The sequence below is a fragment of the Paraburkholderia azotifigens genome (assembly GCF_007995085.1).
GTDB classification, from domain to species: Bacteria; Pseudomonadota; Gammaproteobacteria; order Burkholderiales; family Burkholderiaceae; genus Paraburkholderia; species Paraburkholderia azotifigens.
In genome coordinates this window covers 2,611,112-2,626,416 of sequence record NZ_VOQS01000001.1, presented here as the reverse complement: position 1 = coordinate 2,626,416, position 15,305 = coordinate 2,611,112, and the positions used below count along the sequence as shown (strand labels likewise).

General features: G+C 57.8%; 13 protein-coding genes. All 13 read right to left on the bottom strand.

Annotated features, from left to right (window positions below; translation table 11 throughout):
• Window positions 1-16 precede the first annotated feature (16 nt).
• Entirely contained in the window at window positions 17-1,222 is a 1,206-nt protein-coding gene (locus FRZ40_RS11640) for a class I SAM-dependent methyltransferase (RefSeq protein ID WP_147234192.1), read from the bottom strand.
• Entirely contained in the window at window positions 1,219-2,160 is a 942-nt protein-coding gene (locus tag FRZ40_RS11635) for a UDP-glucuronic acid decarboxylase family protein (protein WP_147234191.1), read from the bottom strand. Before FRZ40_RS11635 ends, FRZ40_RS11640 begins: the two co-directional genes overlap by 4 nt.
• Window positions 2,157-4,040 carry an O-linked N-acetylglucosamine transferase, SPINDLY family protein gene (locus FRZ40_RS11630; RefSeq protein ID WP_147234190.1) on the bottom strand — a complete coding sequence of 628 codons (1,884 nt, stop codon included), beginning with the start codon at window positions 4,038-4,040 and terminating at the stop codon, window positions 2,157-2,159. The genes FRZ40_RS11635 and FRZ40_RS11630 overlap by 4 nt, the downstream gene beginning before the upstream one ends.
• Window positions 4,037-6,166 carry an O-linked N-acetylglucosamine transferase, SPINDLY family protein gene (locus FRZ40_RS11625; RefSeq protein WP_147234189.1) on the bottom strand — a complete coding sequence of 710 codons (2,130 nt, stop codon included), beginning with the start codon at window positions 6,164-6,166 and terminating at the stop codon, window positions 4,037-4,039. The genes FRZ40_RS11630 and FRZ40_RS11625 overlap by 4 nt, the downstream gene beginning before the upstream one ends.
• A 33-nt stretch (window positions 6,167-6,199) precedes the next feature.
• Complete coding sequence (locus tag FRZ40_RS11620) at window positions 6,200-6,889, bottom strand: glycosyltransferase family 2 protein (RefSeq protein WP_147234188.1); 690 nt, start codon at window positions 6,887-6,889, stop codon at window positions 6,200-6,202.
• A 156-nt stretch (window positions 6,890-7,045) separates the two neighbouring features.
• Entirely contained in the window at window positions 7,046-7,270 is a 225-nt protein-coding gene (locus FRZ40_RS11615; protein ID WP_147234187.1) for a hypothetical protein, read from the bottom strand.
• Between the two features lie 869 nt (window positions 7,271-8,139).
• Entirely contained in the window at window positions 8,140-9,156 is a 1,017-nt protein-coding gene (locus FRZ40_RS11605) for a hypothetical protein (RefSeq protein ID WP_158646996.1), read from the bottom strand.
• Window positions 9,157-9,168: 12 nt separating this feature from the next.
• Window positions 9,169-11,190 carry a glycosyltransferase gene (locus FRZ40_RS11600; RefSeq protein ID WP_147234184.1) on the bottom strand — a complete coding sequence of 674 codons (2,022 nt, stop codon included), beginning with the start codon at window positions 11,188-11,190 and terminating at the stop codon, window positions 9,169-9,171.
• A gap of 28 nt (window positions 11,191-11,218) precedes the next feature.
• Complete coding sequence (locus tag FRZ40_RS11595; RefSeq protein ID WP_147234183.1) at window positions 11,219-12,133, bottom strand: NAD-dependent epimerase/dehydratase family protein; 915 nt, start codon at window positions 12,131-12,133, stop codon at window positions 11,219-11,221.
• A gap of 6 nt (window positions 12,134-12,139) precedes the next feature.
• Complete coding sequence (locus tag FRZ40_RS11590) at window positions 12,140-12,877, bottom strand: cephalosporin hydroxylase family protein (RefSeq protein WP_147234182.1); 738 nt, start codon at window positions 12,875-12,877, stop codon at window positions 12,140-12,142.
• A gap of 14 nt (window positions 12,878-12,891) precedes the next feature.
• Window positions 12,892-13,455 carry a dTDP-4-dehydrorhamnose 3,5-epimerase gene (gene rfbC, locus FRZ40_RS11585; RefSeq protein WP_147234181.1) on the bottom strand — a complete coding sequence of 188 codons (564 nt, stop codon included), beginning with the start codon at window positions 13,453-13,455 and terminating at the stop codon, window positions 12,892-12,894.
• 2 nt (window positions 13,456-13,457) lie between these two features.
• Complete coding sequence (gene rfbG, locus FRZ40_RS11580; protein ID WP_147234813.1) at window positions 13,458-14,534, bottom strand: CDP-glucose 4,6-dehydratase; 1,077 nt, start codon at window positions 14,532-14,534, stop codon at window positions 13,458-13,460.
• Window positions 14,525-15,295: a glucose-1-phosphate cytidylyltransferase gene (gene rfbF / locus FRZ40_RS11575; RefSeq protein ID WP_147234180.1), complete on the bottom strand. Its 771-nt coding sequence runs from the start codon at window positions 15,293-15,295 to the stop codon at window positions 14,525-14,527. Before rfbF ends, rfbG begins: the two co-directional genes overlap by 10 nt.
• Window positions 15,296-15,305: the final 10 nt, after the last annotated feature.

Below are 15,305 nucleotides of genomic sequence, written 5' to 3'. Positions count from 1 at the left end.
CAAACGTTCCAGCCGTTCAATAAGGATGCGACTGCGCGAAAAAATCGACGAGGCCGCCGTCGTGCTCGATCATCACGCTCTTCATCGCGATGCCTTCGCGCGTCATCTCAGCGATGATGTCGCGCGCGCGCCATTGCGTCGGAATCACGATCACATCGACATCGGTCTGCTTCAGCACGTCACGGAATTCGATGCGCTGGCCCGTGCCCGGCACGAAAGTGCCGACCTTGCCAGGATCGGAATCGACGACGAGCGGAAAGCGCTCGGCGTCCGCGCCGAAATGATGGATGAACGCGGCTGCCTTTCCCGTGCCGCCCCAGATCGCGACGCGCTGGCCCGACGCGCTCAGTTGCGACAGCTGCTGCGCGATCATCGCGCGGCTTTCGACCGTGCGTGCGGCGAAGCGCGCTGCCGCTTCCGCGCGCGAGCGCGCCTTTGCAGGCACCGCCAGCTTCACGAGCGCATAGACGACTTCGCCGTCGTAGCCGTGATCGAGTGTGACGATTTCGCCCGCACGCGACATCAGCGTGCGGAACGATTCCGTCGTGAAGTGCGACACGTGCTCGTAGAAGAAATCGGCGAGACGATGCGTCTCGAACACGCGGTCGATGCACGGCACTTCCGCGAACAGCCAGCAATCGTTGCCCGCCGACATCGCGCCCCACGCGAGCGCTTCGAGCAGACGCGCCGGTTCCGTCAGGTGCTCAAGCACATGCCGAATCACGACTGCATCCGGCTTGAACGCGTTCATATCGGCGAGCGGCTCGAACAGGCGCGGATGAAACTCCACGCCCAAACCCGTCTCCGGTGTCGCATTCGGATCGAAGCCGATGAAGCGGCCAGCGGGACGCGACTGCGCGAGTCCGCGCACGAAATGCCCTTCGCCGCAGCCGATTTCGACGACGTTCGGCGCATCGGGCAAACGCGACAGCACGAGGTCGCGCGTCTGCGCGAGATGCCCCTTCCAGATGCTGCCGTTGTTGAACATCCGGTTCGGATTGCTTTGATACGGAATCGCGTCGTACTCGAAGCGGTGATTCCACACGTGCGTGCACGACGGGCACTGCACGAAATCCTGCGCGTGACGCGGCAGCGCCTGCGCGGCGTGCGCGGAATCGGGCCACGCGAGCGTCGCCAGCGTCTGCTCGCCCGCCGGGAAAAAGCGCGCGGCAACTGTGTTCGAGCAAACGGGACAAACCGCTTCGATCAGATCGCAAGTCATTGCTTCACTACCTTTTTGAAGTACGCGATGGTCTCCTTGAGACCGTCTTCGAGCGTCACGCCCGGCTGCCAGTCGAGATGCTCGCGGGCTTTCGTGATATCGGGACGACGCTGCACAGGATCATCCGACGGCAGCGGCCGGTACTCGATGCGCGAGCGCGAACCTGTCAGACGCAGCACCGTTTCCGCGAGCTCGCGTATCGTGATCTCGCTCGGATTGCCGATGTTGAACGGCCCCGGCTCGCCTTCGTGATCCATCAGGCGCAGCAGCCCGTCGACGAGATCGTCGACATAGCAGAACGAGCGCGTCTGAGAGCCGTCGCCGTACAGCGTGATCGGCTCGCCTTGCAGCGCCTGCATGATGAAGTTCGACACCACGCGGCCATCGTCGGGACGCATGCGCGGACCGTACGTGTTGAAAATCCGCGCGATGCGAATGTCGACGCCATGCTGACGGTGATAATCGAAGAACAGCGTTTCCGCGCAGCGCTTGCCTTCGTCGTAGCAGGCACGCGGACCATTCGGATTGACGTTGCCCCAATACGTTTCGCGCTGCGGATGCTGCTGCGCGTCGCCGTAGACTTCGCTCGTCGATGCCTGCAGGATGCGCGCGCCGCAGCGTTTCGCGAGCCCGAGCATGTTGATCGCGCCAAGCACGGCCGTCTTCACCGTCGAGACAGGATCGCTCTGGTAATGCACGGGGCTCGCGGGACACGCCATGTTGAACACGCGGTCCGCTTCGACATACAGCGGCAACCACACGTCATGACGGATCACTTCGAAATTCACCTTGCCGATCAGGTGGTGAATGGTCTGCTTGCTGCCCGTGTGGAAGTTGTCCACGCACATCACGTCGTGACCGGCCGCGACCAGCCGGTCGCACAGATGCGAGCCGAGAAATCCCGCGCCGCCCGTGATCAGGACCGACTGTGCGTTCACTGCGCGGCCTCCACGCCTTGGGCGACGCGCTGTTCCCACATGCCGTGCAGCGCCGCTTCGAGATTACGCGCGAAGCGTGCCGCATCGCACAGCGGCGAGTCGAGCAGTTGCGCACGCAGAGCGCTACGCAGCGTCGACAGACGTTCGCTATCCGCTGCGAACGCGACGGCTTTTTCGACGTAGCCGGTATCGTCGGCGGCGATCCAGTCGGCGAGACCGGCCGCGTGGCAGATCGTTTCCGCGATATGCGTGACGAAGCGGTCGCCGTGGCGAGCCAGCACAGGCACGCCCATCCAGAACGCTTCCGCCGTCGTCGTGCCGCCGCCGTACGGGAACGGGCTCAGCATCATGTCAACGCGACGGTAGGCGGCGAAATACTCACCGCGCGCCGAGCGCCCTTCGATGATCAGGCGCGACGCCGGAATGCCGCGTGTCGCAAAACGGCGCAGGAACGCGTCGCGAACGTGCGCGTCGTCGAACTGGCCGGACTTCAGGAACAGCACCGAACCTTGCACCTTTTCCAGCAGCGTCGACCACACGCCGACGACGTGATCCGTGATCTTCGTCACGTTGCCGAAATAGCCGAACGTGACGTGACCGTTCGCGAGCATCGGCAGCGCGCCCGTTTCGACGTGATCCGTCGGCGGCGTGAAGCACAGATAGCTGTCGGGCAGACGCCATGGCTTTTCGACGAAGTGCGCTTCTTCCGCTTCGGGCAACACGTGTGCATCGCCGAGGATGTAATCGATCGCGCGCACGCCCGTGCTCGCGAAGTAGCCCGGCCACGTGACCTGCACGGGCGCCGGCTTCCATGCGAAAAGCGGCAGACGGTTATGCGTGCTGTGACCCGATGCGTCGATCAGGACATCGATCGCGTCATTGCGGATGCGCTGTGCAGCGGCTTCGTCGCTCACGCCCGCGAGGCTCGTCCACGCCGAGAACGACGGCTTGATGCGCGCCGTCAGTTCGTCTTCGACATCGCGCGTCGGATACGCGACCAGTTGCACGCGCGACGCATCCAGATTCGCCAGCACGCTTTCGATGAAGTATCCGACGGGATGCTTCTTCAGATCGCCGGACACGATGCCTACGCGGAGCGGACGGCCTTCGCGCGTGCCCGCGTCGACGAACCACGTGTCGAACGGCGTGGCGCGTGCGGCCATTTCATCGCCGAATTTCAGCACTTCGTCGAGATACGCTTGCGGCGTCGTCTGCTGCTGATAGTTCAGCGCGAACAGCAGATTGCTGCGCGGCTCCGCGAAATCGGGACGCAGCGCGATCGCATTGCGCCAGGCTTCGATCGCGGCTTCGAGCTCATCGAGCTCCATCAGCGTGTTCGCGAGATTGTTGTACGCACGCGCGTGATCCGGCTTCAGGTTGATCGCCTGACAGAACGACTGCACGGCGGCGTGATGATCCTTCAGCGCGCGAAGCGCATTGCCCAGGTTGTTGTGCGCGTCGACGTAGTCCGGCTGCAGCGTGAGCGCTTGGCGGAAACACTCGGCTGCAGCGGCAGGCCGGTTGTACGCCTGCATCACGTTGCCGAGGTTGTAGTAGTAGAACGCATTCGGATTGCGCGTGATGGCCGCCATGATCAGATCGCACGCCGTCTGGTACTGGCCGAACTCGTAAGCGATTAGGCCGAGCAGATGCATCGCGTCCGTATGGTTCGGATCGATCGCGAGAATCTGGCGGTACAGCGTTTCCGCTTCGTCGAAGCGCTCGCCTTCATGATGCTCGACGGCCGTCTGCAGCATCGACGCGACCTGCGCCTGCGCTGCCGCGTCGGGTGCTGCTTGCGGCTGCGGCGCCGCACCGAAGTTGGCAGGCGTCGGAATGCGCTGCCACGAGCCGTTCTGATTCTGATTGAAGTCTGTCATGCGAAATTGCGCTCCGCGTGCTCGCGGGCGTCTCCTGATGAATGTCGATCCGGTTGGGCGGGCAGCCCGCTGTTGGTGTGATGGCATGCGGCGTGGCGCGCCCACATGCCGTGAAATGCGTCTTCGAGATGGCGCGCAAAGCGCGGCGCGTCGCATAGCGGCGAAGCCAGCAGGCGTTCACGCAACGTGCTTCTCAGCGCTGCCAGTTCATCGCGCTGCGCGCTGAAACGCACGGCTTTGTTCAGATAGTCTGCGTCGTCCGCTGCGATCCAGTCGGGCAAGCCCGCCGTGTTCACGATGCTCTCGCCGACGTGCGACAGAAAGCGTTCGCCACGGCGCGTCAGGACAGGCACGCCCATCCACAGCGCTTCGACGCTCGTCGTGCCGCCTGCGTATGGGAACGGATCGAGAGCGATGTCGACGCGCTGGTATGCGGCGAGCAGTTCGGCGCGCGGCGACTGGCCTTCGAGCATCAGACGCGCGCCGTCGATGCCGTGTGCGGCGAAACGTTCGAGCGTGGCACGCTGCAAGGATGGATCGTCGAGTTGCCGGGTCTTCAGCAGCAGACGCGAACCGGGCACGGCGTCGAGGACGCGCGACCACAACGCGACGACGGCGTCGTTGAGCTTCACCAGATGGTTGAAGCAGCCGAACGTGATCGCGCCGTGTTCACCGGCGGGCAGAGGACCGACTTCGATATCGAAAGGCGGCGGCGTGAAGCACAGGTAGCTGTCGGGCAGATGCCATGGCGCTTCGACGAATTGCGACGACTCATCGAATGGCAACACGTAACGATCCGCGATCACGTAATCGATCGACGCGAGGCCCGTCATTGCGAAGTAGCCGAGCCACGTCGCCTGAATGGGAGCGGGCTTCCATGCGAATACGGGCAGGCGATTGTGATTCGTGTGGCCGGACAGGTCGACGAGAATATCGATCGCGTCCTCGTGGATGCGGCGCGCGCAGGTTTCGTCGTCGAGCCGCGAGATGTCGTGCCAGGCGCCGAATTGCGGCTTGAGGCGCTGCGAGACGGCGTCATCGCGCTGGCGCGTCGCGTAGGCGACGAGTTCAATGCGCGTTCGGTCGATATGACCGAGCACGCTTTCGAGGAAAAAGCCGACGGGATGCGAGTTCAGATCGCCGGATACGAAGCCGACGCGCAGGCGCTTTTTCATCTCGCCCGCGCGCACGGCGCGCTCGAAGCGTTGCGGCTTTACCGACTGGTGTCGGCCGAACGCCCGCGCTTCGTCGACCTGCTCGAACAAGCTCACATCGGGCCGCGTGTTGAGCAACAGCAGCAGATTGCTGTGCGCCTGCGCGAAGCCGGGATCGAGCGCGAGAGCCTGGCGGTAGCTGGCCGTCGCCTGATCGAGCAAGCCCTGATCGCGCAGCACGTTGCCGAGGTTGTTGTGCAACGACGCGCGCCCCGGTTCGAGCGCTAACGCGCGCTGATAGGCCTCGGCGGCATTCGCGGCGCGGCCGTACTTTTCAAGGATGTTGCCGACGTTGTTGTGCGCGTTCGCGTCGTTCGGATTCAGCGCGAGCGCCTTGATGTAGCTGTCGAGCGCCCCTTCGTCGCTACCGAGATCCAGCAACGCGTTGCCAAGGTTGATCCACGCTTGCGCAAATTCGGGCTTGAGTTGGGTGGCGCGCGCGCAACTGTCGATCGCCGCCAGTGAATCGCCCGCTTCGCGTAACGCATAGCCGAGATTGCTATGCGCTTCTGCGTAATCGGGTGCGAGCGACAGCGCCGCGCGATACGCGGCAATTGCGCCCTGATGGTTCCGCGCGCGCCCGCGCATGTTGCCGAGGTTGTTCAGGTAGATCGCGTTGGGATGCAGCTGGATCGACTTTTCGATCAGGTCGATGCCGGCCGGCAGGTTGCCGACGTCGCACACGAGCACGCCGAGAAAATGCAGCGCGTCGGCATGCGCGCCGTCGTGCTGAAGAATCAGTTTGTAGCACTCGGCGGCTTCGGCCGTGCGGCCCGCTTGGTGATGCGCGAATGCGGCTTGCAGCATGGCGGCGGCATCGAATGCGGGCGCAGCCATCGACGACGCGTGCGCCGTCCCGTCCATCCGGACGTCGTCGCTTGAGCGGGATTCGTGATCGGCAGGCGCTTGCATCGGGGATCCTGACGTGACGCGGAAACGACGCGCTTACACGCCCATGTACTTCTGCATGTAGCGCTCGTAACCGCCGCGCCATGCCGGAGTGCCGAACGATCCGGCGCTCTCGTGCACGACGCTCATCGGCCAGGTTCCCATGCGCAGTCCGCGCGATTCGGCCTGGCGGCAGAAATCGAGGTCGTAGAAATGGAAGTCGAAGCGCTCGTCGAACGTGAGGCCGCTGGCGATCAGGCGCTCGCTGTCGGCGGCGAGCAGCAGGCCGTCGAGCAGCTTGCATTCGCGGCCAGGCGGCCCGTAAATCGACATGTTGGTGCACGGAAAGCCGCTGCCATGACCGACGACACCGCTCAGATATTGAGCGTCATCGCGCGTGAAGGACGCGTCCCGGAAGAACCACGACGGCTGGCCCGGCAGGCGACGCGTGTTGCCCGCCAGACCGACGATGTCGAATTGCGTGACGGCGTCGCGGATGCGGTCCATCCAGTAGAAGTCGCACAGATGCAGGTCGTCGTGCAGGAAGACGAGGATCGCCGGATCGTTGCGCGACTGTTCGATCGCGTAGTTATAGATCGACGACAGGCCGGCGCTGTTGTTGTCGAACAGCATCAACTGCGGCGGCGTCGCGTGACGGAACAGCGAAAGCGAACGGCCGAGTGCCGTCTTCTGCGGGAAATCGTCGTAAGTGGCACGTGTGCCGCAAACCAAGCGAATGGGCTTCATGAGCGTGGATATCATGTGAATATTTTTCGAATTGCCCGGCCACCGTCCATTGGTGAGGCGGCGCACCGGCCTGGGCATCGCCAACGGCTTCCGGCCACGCGATCTCACGGACGGCGCGCGACGTGGAGCATTGTGTTCGACGCCGACTCACATCGATCAATGGATGAAGGCGGTTAACTGACCGCAATTCGTCGCGCTGACATTGGCCGAGGCGGCGAACTCCGGCGCATCGGACTTCGAAAACAGGAAGAGCGGCTCGAGTCCATTGCATCCGACCACGTCGGGATCGATCTCGCCCGGCACCGTGCGATGCGGATACAGGTCGCCCTTCAGTCCAGCATCGCGGAAGTAGCCGATGATGTCGGAACCGAAGAGCCTCACGTTATCGTCCTGGCCGAAGTAGCGCGTGGCGAACGGGACGGACGCGGGGCGGTTCAGCTCGAACGTGTACTTGAGCAGCGGCGAGCAAGGCGTTTGCGCGATCAGATGACCACCCTGGGCGAGACAACGCTGAATTCGGCCAACGCGGCACGCGGGTCGTCGACATGCTCCGGCACTTGCAGATGATTAGATCAAAACGGTCGTCGCCAAACTCCAGCGCTTCGACGTTGATCTTGGATCTCAATGTCGGCGTAAGTCTGGGCGCAAGCGCTGATAAGCGCGCGCCAGATATTCCGGCTTGAAAACCGGGACCGGAAGGCTGACTGTGTTGGCATGAAGCGAATCCTTGATATTCGATAGTCGGGCGGCGAGGCAACACGACAGCGCGGCCTGCCCCACAGGTCTGTTGCCTGTAGACAAAAGCTTAAAAGCGTCCGCCCCGGGGCAATTGAGCGAAAAAGCGAGGATTCACAGGTCATTTCCGAAACTTGCTGCGCGCTTACGGCCGAAACGGTGGCCGAACAGCCGGCCGAGGCGGCCCCTCGAACAAATAATAAGCGGCACTTTTACCCTCATATCGCGGAATCGACACCCAGTCTCAGCAGCCATAATCCGCTCATTGATCCTTTGCTCGTCAAAGACAACGAAATTGGTGCGTATTTCGGACGAACGTGACCGGCCGTTTCGGGATCGTGACCGGCGATTTCGGCAACGTGACCGGGCATTTCGGGAACGTGACCGAGCGGACTGGAAGGCAGGATTGGCGTTGCGCATGACATCAACCACGCGGGCTATGCTCGCCGGCTTTGGCCGGAGAGAGCATGCCCGAGCACCGGATGAACATGCGCATGATTAAGGGGGTTTTACAGTCAATCGCCATTATGGGGTTTCACATTGATTGGTCGTCCTTCCTTGCGACCATAAGTCACGTAGTGCTGATACCCAGATTTAATCTGACCTGCGACAATCGCTTTGGCAATGTCCGGATTGCCTGCTAGATATGCCTGTTCGTCCCACGCATCAGCAGAGGTAGCAACGGATTCGTGGTCGGATTTCCCCATATTGCCGTAGGGTTTATGTTGGGTTGACTTGACCGGCATGCCGCCCGGAACATATTCCTGCGTGTCGCCAACGGTGTGCATGTAGCCAAAATATTGCGCAGGAACTTCTTGCATTGAACTTGACAATACCTGCTTGAGAAAAAAGCTCCCCAGTCTTTCATTACAAAAATCGAGCGCGCGACGATTGTAAGAGTCAAACGAGCTGGGCATATGTGAGCGCAGAAATGTGACGCAAACCCGCTCCAGTTTGTCGATGATCGTCAGAAAAACATCGGTTGGGAAAATCCCGCATTCGACACCACAGGGGATCAGAATGTCGTCTGAGAAAAACAAAGACGACTCCTCCGCCGTCAATACACCAAGCTCCACCGCAATCGCCACATAACGCAAAAGATCAGGAATTTTGTGCGCAGAGGCAAATTGCCGATATAGATTGCCTACTCTAAACGGTTGGGCAAGCAGATACGGTGTCTGGATGGTGGCCATAAGCGCTGTAAAGTCAATCCGCGCTGCGGCATCGGCATTCAACACAAACATGCCGGGATAATTGGGAGCCGGGTTTCCAAACGACTGGGGAGCGATAAATTTCCGATGCAGCATGAGGCAGACACGACCATCTGAAACATTGTTTCTTTTGAGTATTCGCGCAATAGCGAACGCGCCTGACGCGCCAGCAAGAAAAGGATGCAGGGCATCCAGTTCATCAGCGATTTCGCTCACATGGTAGCCCGCTGGAAAATCCCGATAATTACCCATGCCGATAAAGCATGTGTCTTTGGGGAGCGGGAAAACGGGTGGCAAATGACAAAGGCAAAAAATACGCATGATTTTTACGTGTCAACGGCGGCCAGCTTGCGCCTGAAGATTGTTGGTAATGCCCTCTAGGTGCTGCCTGGATAGGCCTTTCATGGACTGCAAATTTTCAAGCAACACCGTTAAGCCAGGATACCAAGCAGTAGCATTAGCGAATGCATTGTTCGCATGTTGAATATGGCAGGCAACATAATGATCGACATACATCACAGGACAACAAGCAGCGACGCGCACCATGAAATCCAAATCCGCCACATATTGCGCCCTCACATCGAACCCGCCAACGCCAAGAAATGCAGCGGTTCGCGTTAACGCGCCGTTTGAAGCGGGATGTTGTCGATACGTCATTTCCACCGCCCCTTCTCCCACGCTGTAACGCCCCGGTTTTATCGCCGCAGGCGCGTTACCCAGATGTCTGCCATCGGCATCCAGAATAGCGGTTGTGCCAAAACACATGCCCAATTCGGGGTCGTTCTCAAGATGAGGTAGTATTGTTGCGAAAAACCCAGGGAGCAAAAGGTCATCGTCAGTCAGGACCACAAAGTATTTTGTGTCAATGCGCTTGATGAGCGATTCCCAGTTGCCCAGCATCCCGATGTTTTCATCATGGCGAAAATACTGAATGCGGCTATCCTGCGCGATCAATTCAGCCATGACTTCGCGGGTATGGTCGGTAGAGGCGTTGTCCGAGACGATCAGTTGCCAATCTGTGAAGGTTTGGGTCAATACCGAGCCTACGGCGGCTTTCATCATCTCCGCGCGGTTGAAGGTGGGAATCAGCACCGTCACCAACGGTTTCTTGTTCTCTTGGTCTGTCAACTTCACATCCAATTCCACATCTTTTGGCCGCTGACCAATCAAACGCGCTGGCACACCGCCCCATATCTCGAACGACCCTACCTCACCCCTGACCACGCTGCCTGCCGCGATGACGGCACCTTGCCCGATATGCGCGCCATCAAGAATAGTCGAGTTGGCGCCAATCCACACATCATCCTCAATCACCACGCCCCCTTTGCTGGGCATGAATCCTTGATGCCGCATGACCTCCTGCCGGGACAAAAAAGCATGATTAGTCGGGGCGATAGTGCAGCCCGGCGCGATCAACACGTAATTGCCGAGCGTGATGCCGTTGCCTGAGAAAAGCGTGCAATGGGGATTGATGTAGCAATGCTCCCCGATTTTTATGTCGCCTGAGCCACCAACGGCCTTGATGACCACGAAGTCATAGATTTGCGTGTGCGCGCCGATGGTAAACAACGAGCCCTTTACCGAAGGCTGAATCACCGCATTTTCACTGACATATGCGGTTGGATGAATCGTCAGACCATTATGCGGAACACTGATGCTATTGCTCTTGGCCTCCGACTTCATCAACACGCCTTGTCCGGTGGGCAGGCTTAGCACGGACAATCCGCGCTTTGCAGCAAACGCGTCAAAAGCATCACGCTGATCCCTGCACGCCTGCCATCCATAATCATCAAGTAGCATGACACCGCCATCAACCATCAGCGGCCAAAGGTACTCTGCGGCAGCCATTTCAGACTTTACGTTGTTCATGTCGATATGAACAAAGCAGAACTGTTTTGACTCGACTTGGTTAAAGGTTTCGGGAACAAGGCCGCGTATCGGATAAACGTTGGGAAACGCTTTGAAGGTCTGGACAACCGCCTGATAGCATTCGCTGTAGTAATCTTTGAAAAGCTCAAAATGCGCGCGCTCCCGCTCAGACAAGACCGAATTCGGAATCCCTTCATAAGGGTCAAGCAGATAAAAACGCTTTGCGCTAATTTGCTCTGAGCAGTAGGAAAGAATGGAGCGGGCGATGCCGCCGCGATTAACACCGCATTCGATCAAGTCACCTTCACGCTGCATCGCGCGTTCCGCGAACCAGCACGCAACATGCACACGCCAATGAATAGCCGCACCGCTCCAAGAACCTGTTGCTTCGCCCGCTGCATAAGCCGTCGCAAAACGCGGGTCGCTCAGCCACCCTGTATTGTGCGTAGTGGATAAGCCATCTTGGTTGTATGAATATTCACTCATGGGAAAAGCTTTTCCTTATCCGTTTAAATTACGGCCGCCCCATTAGCCAGTCAGAATTTTGTGAAAATTGAAGCATAAGCTGATCGAGGTGCTCATCCGGGCTGATGGTTTCCTGAACCTGCGAGAACTGACTGGCATAGCAAAAGGGGCTCGGCTTCTTTGTTGGCGAATCGACCGAAGGACGCACAACTGCGCTATGCCCTCCGCTTACTCTGAAAAGACTGTCCGCCGAACGCTCGGCGTATTGGTAGACAGACTCGGTTGTGTTCCCCAACACATTGATGATGGCTGGCATCTTGAAGGGGGCGTCCAGTATGCGGCAAATCGTCTCGGCGATAGAGCGGCTACTCACAAAGTTGCGCCTTTGCTCACCACTGCTACGGAGCGTGATTTGACCATGCCTATATGCCTCGAGAGGAAACGAAAAGGGGATCAAGCTCCATCGCCGAAAATGGCGCAGATCCGGCAAAGCCCCATATACGGCATTGGGGCGCAAAACGACCACCTGGCAATCTTCCCCTGAAAATACTTTTCTGAAAATCTGCTCCGTGCAGAAGTGCGCTATTGCGTAGTAAGACAAGGGATTGGGTGGCCGACTTTCGTCTATCGTGCCTTCTTGTTTTCCATAGACGTGGGAGCTGGAAATATAAATGGCAATCTTGGCACCCGCTTCCTTGGCACGTTGGGCAAGTCCCTCGGCACCAGCAAGGATTTTTGTCAAATTGCTGACGGCACCATCGGCAAAATCTTCATCAACAACGCCAGCGCAATGCACCAGTGCATCATTAGCCGGGAAGTTTTGGCAATTCTCCAAGTTTGATAGATCACAAAGGTAATCGGCTTTGGACAAATCTCGCCCTAACCGAATAAAATCGTGTGTTTTCCGACTAGCATAGACAGCAGAGCCAATTAGTCCAGATGCACCGGTCAACAAGATGCGCATAGCAGATTACCGGACGCGCTTCAAATAACCATCGAACGCCTCTGTAATCATCAACTTGTCACAGAGCTGCCGATCTATCTCAAATTCGTTATTGCCATTCAAGAAATCTCGCATAGCCGTCATTGGGTTATTGCCTACATCCCACGGGCGGGTTTCGGAGTAATAGCCCTTCGGAAAATACTCAATAAAAGTATCGGGCAGCACAAGGTAAGAACCGATACTGACTAAGGGCGCGTAAAGGTCAAGTTCAGCCGCGACGTGAGCGTGGGAGTGCAGCGAATCGAGAAAGACCATCACTCGCCTACGCCCAGCGGCGATTTCTCGTACTTGCGCCATCGTCTCGGCGGATGTGGACGAGCCTTCAATCATTTGGATGCGTTTTGCCATCGGATGATTGAGGATTTCTTTACGATTGTGCTCGCGAATGTCGATGTCAATGCCCAGCACCAAGCCATCGCCGCCATTTATCTCAAGCATGGATGCCGACAACATCAGGCTTCCGCCATGCGCGATGCCGGTTTCAATAATTAAATCGGGTTTGACCGCCCAAATAATCTCTTGAGTGGCCACGATGTCGCTTGGGTACTTGATGATTGGGCGACCCAGCCATGTGTAGTTGTATGAATATTTATATTTATCGGAAGCGACCATCCAGTCGAGCGACGCTTTTTTTAGGTCTTCATCAGCCGCCATGCGCTTAATATCACCGGCTCTCTCGTCCTTGAATTGCTGAATAGGATTCATGTCATTGCTCTCTACTAACATTCAAAATTGTTGAAAATATCCCGCTGCTGGGAAAATGTGGGGAGATGCCTGTCTTTGTCGGAAATCTCGGCGGGTACTGTGGTCGGCCAGTCTATTTTCAATTCCGGATCATTCCACAAAATTCCCGAATCGTTCTCCGCTGAATAGGGCTGGTCCACCTTGTAACTCAAGACCGCGCCATCCGATAAGGAGCAAAACCCATGCGCGATTCCTTTGGGAAGAAAAAGCCAAGCAGGTTCGTCGCCGTTCAAGACAATTTTGTCGTGCATTCGAAACGTGGGCGAATTGGGGCGGCAGTCGACAAATACGTCAAGCAAGGCGCCGACCAGCACGCGAACCAACTTGGCTTCGGTAAAGGGTGCTTTCTGGAAATGTAGGCCGCGAACGGTGTTTTTCTTGAGTGTGCCGGATTGGTTTTCTTGAACCCAGTTTTTGCGCAAGCCCGCTCGTTCAAATACGCCTGCGTCATAGGTTCTCATAAAATAACCACGAGAATCACGGCGCGGGGCAAGCACGATTTTTTTTACCCCATGGATTTTGAGATCGAATATATCCACTATCACTCCTGCGTTGCCTGCTGAGCCGCCGTGTATTGGCCAATTTGCATCAGAGAACGTACTTGCATATCCGCGCCCTCGCGCCAAGCCAAATGCCAGTCAACGGTATGCACCAACGCTTCATCAAGCGTCCAGCGTGGATGCCAATTCAGACGTTGTTTGGCTTTGTTGCTATTCAGTTTGAGAATCCCGGCCTCGTGCTGTTGCGGCGCTTTTTCTTGGTGCCAGTTAGTGCCGGGAACGAGGGCGCAGAGACGATCTGCAATCCATTCGACCGAGCGAGCATCTGCGTCTTCCGAACCAAAATTCCAAGCCTCGGCATACGCGTTGTTTTCGGTATAGAGCTTTTCCGCCAGTTGCAGGTAGCCCGATAAGGGTTCGAGCACATGCTGCCACGGGCGAACGGCGTGAGGGTAACGAACGACAAGCGGCTTACCGGCATCAATGGCGCGCAAAAAATCTGGCACAAGACGATCGGTCGACCAGTCGCCGCCACCGATGACATTGCCAGCGCGAGCGCTAGCTAATGCGATATTTTGCGCCGCAAAAAAAGACCGGCGATAAGCGGATGTCACGAGTTCTGAACAGGCTTTGCTGCTTGAATATGGGTCGTATCCGCCTAGTGCTTCGTCCTCTGCGTAGGGTTCGTTTTTCTCCCGATTCTCATAACATTTGTCGGTCGTGATATTCAGCACCGCACGAACTGTGGGCGTTTGACGCACGGCCTCAAAGAGATTCACCACACCCATTACATTGACTGCGTAAGTTTCAGCGGGTTCTGCGTAGGAATAGCGCACGAGCGGCCGGGCGGCAAGGTGCAAAACAATATCGGGCGATGCCGCCTGCAACGCAAGGCGCAATGCGTGGGCATCACGAATGTCGGCAATCGTGCTGCAGGCCAATCGGTCAGCCAACTTGGTCACTTCATAAAAACTTGGTGTGGTGGCGGCGGCTAGCGCATAGCCATGAACCTCTGCTCCCATTTCGCTTAACCACAACGCCAGCCAGCCGCCTTTAAAGCCGGTATGTCCGGTTAAAAAAACGCGGCGGCCAGACCAGAAAGACTCATTCAAGACCATGTTTTCCACGGCGCTTTGCCTGATGCCCACAAGTCTTCTAGCATGTTTTTTTCTCTCAGCGTGTCCATCGGCTGCCAGAATCCTTGATGTTCGAACGCCATCAGTTCGCTTTCCGCGGCAAGCCTTGTTAATGGCTCACCTTCCCAACTGGAGGCATCATTTTCAATGTAGTCGATGCAGCGCGGCGATAAGATAAAAAAGCCGCCGTTGATAAGGCCACCGTCGCCGCGAGGTTTTTCGTGAAAACCAGCCACGCTCTCGCCTTCCATTGCCAATGCCCCATATCGCCCCGGTGGTTGTACGGCCGCGATGGTTGCCAGTTTGCCGTGTTGCTGGTGAAAGGCAATTTCTTGGGTAATGTCGATGTCAGCAATACCGTCACCATAGGTAAAGCAAAAATCGCCGTCCTGTACGTAGTCGCGTACTCGCTTGAGGCGTCCGCCGGTCATCGTGACTTCGCCCGTATCGACCAGCGTCACTCGCCAAGGTTCGGCATGACGATGGTGCACTTGCATGGCGTTGTTGGCCATGTCAAAAGTGACATCAGACATATGCAAAAAATAGTTGGCGAAGTACTCCTTAATCATGTAACCCCGGTAGCCGCAGCAGATCACAAAGTCGTGAATGCCGTGGCTGGAGTAGACCTTCATGATGTGCCACAACATCGGCTTGCCGCCGATCTCGATCATGGGCTTGGGGCGCAGATTGGTTTCTTCGGAAATCCGTGTACCCAATCCGCCTGCGAGGATGACTGCTTTCATAACGATAAGA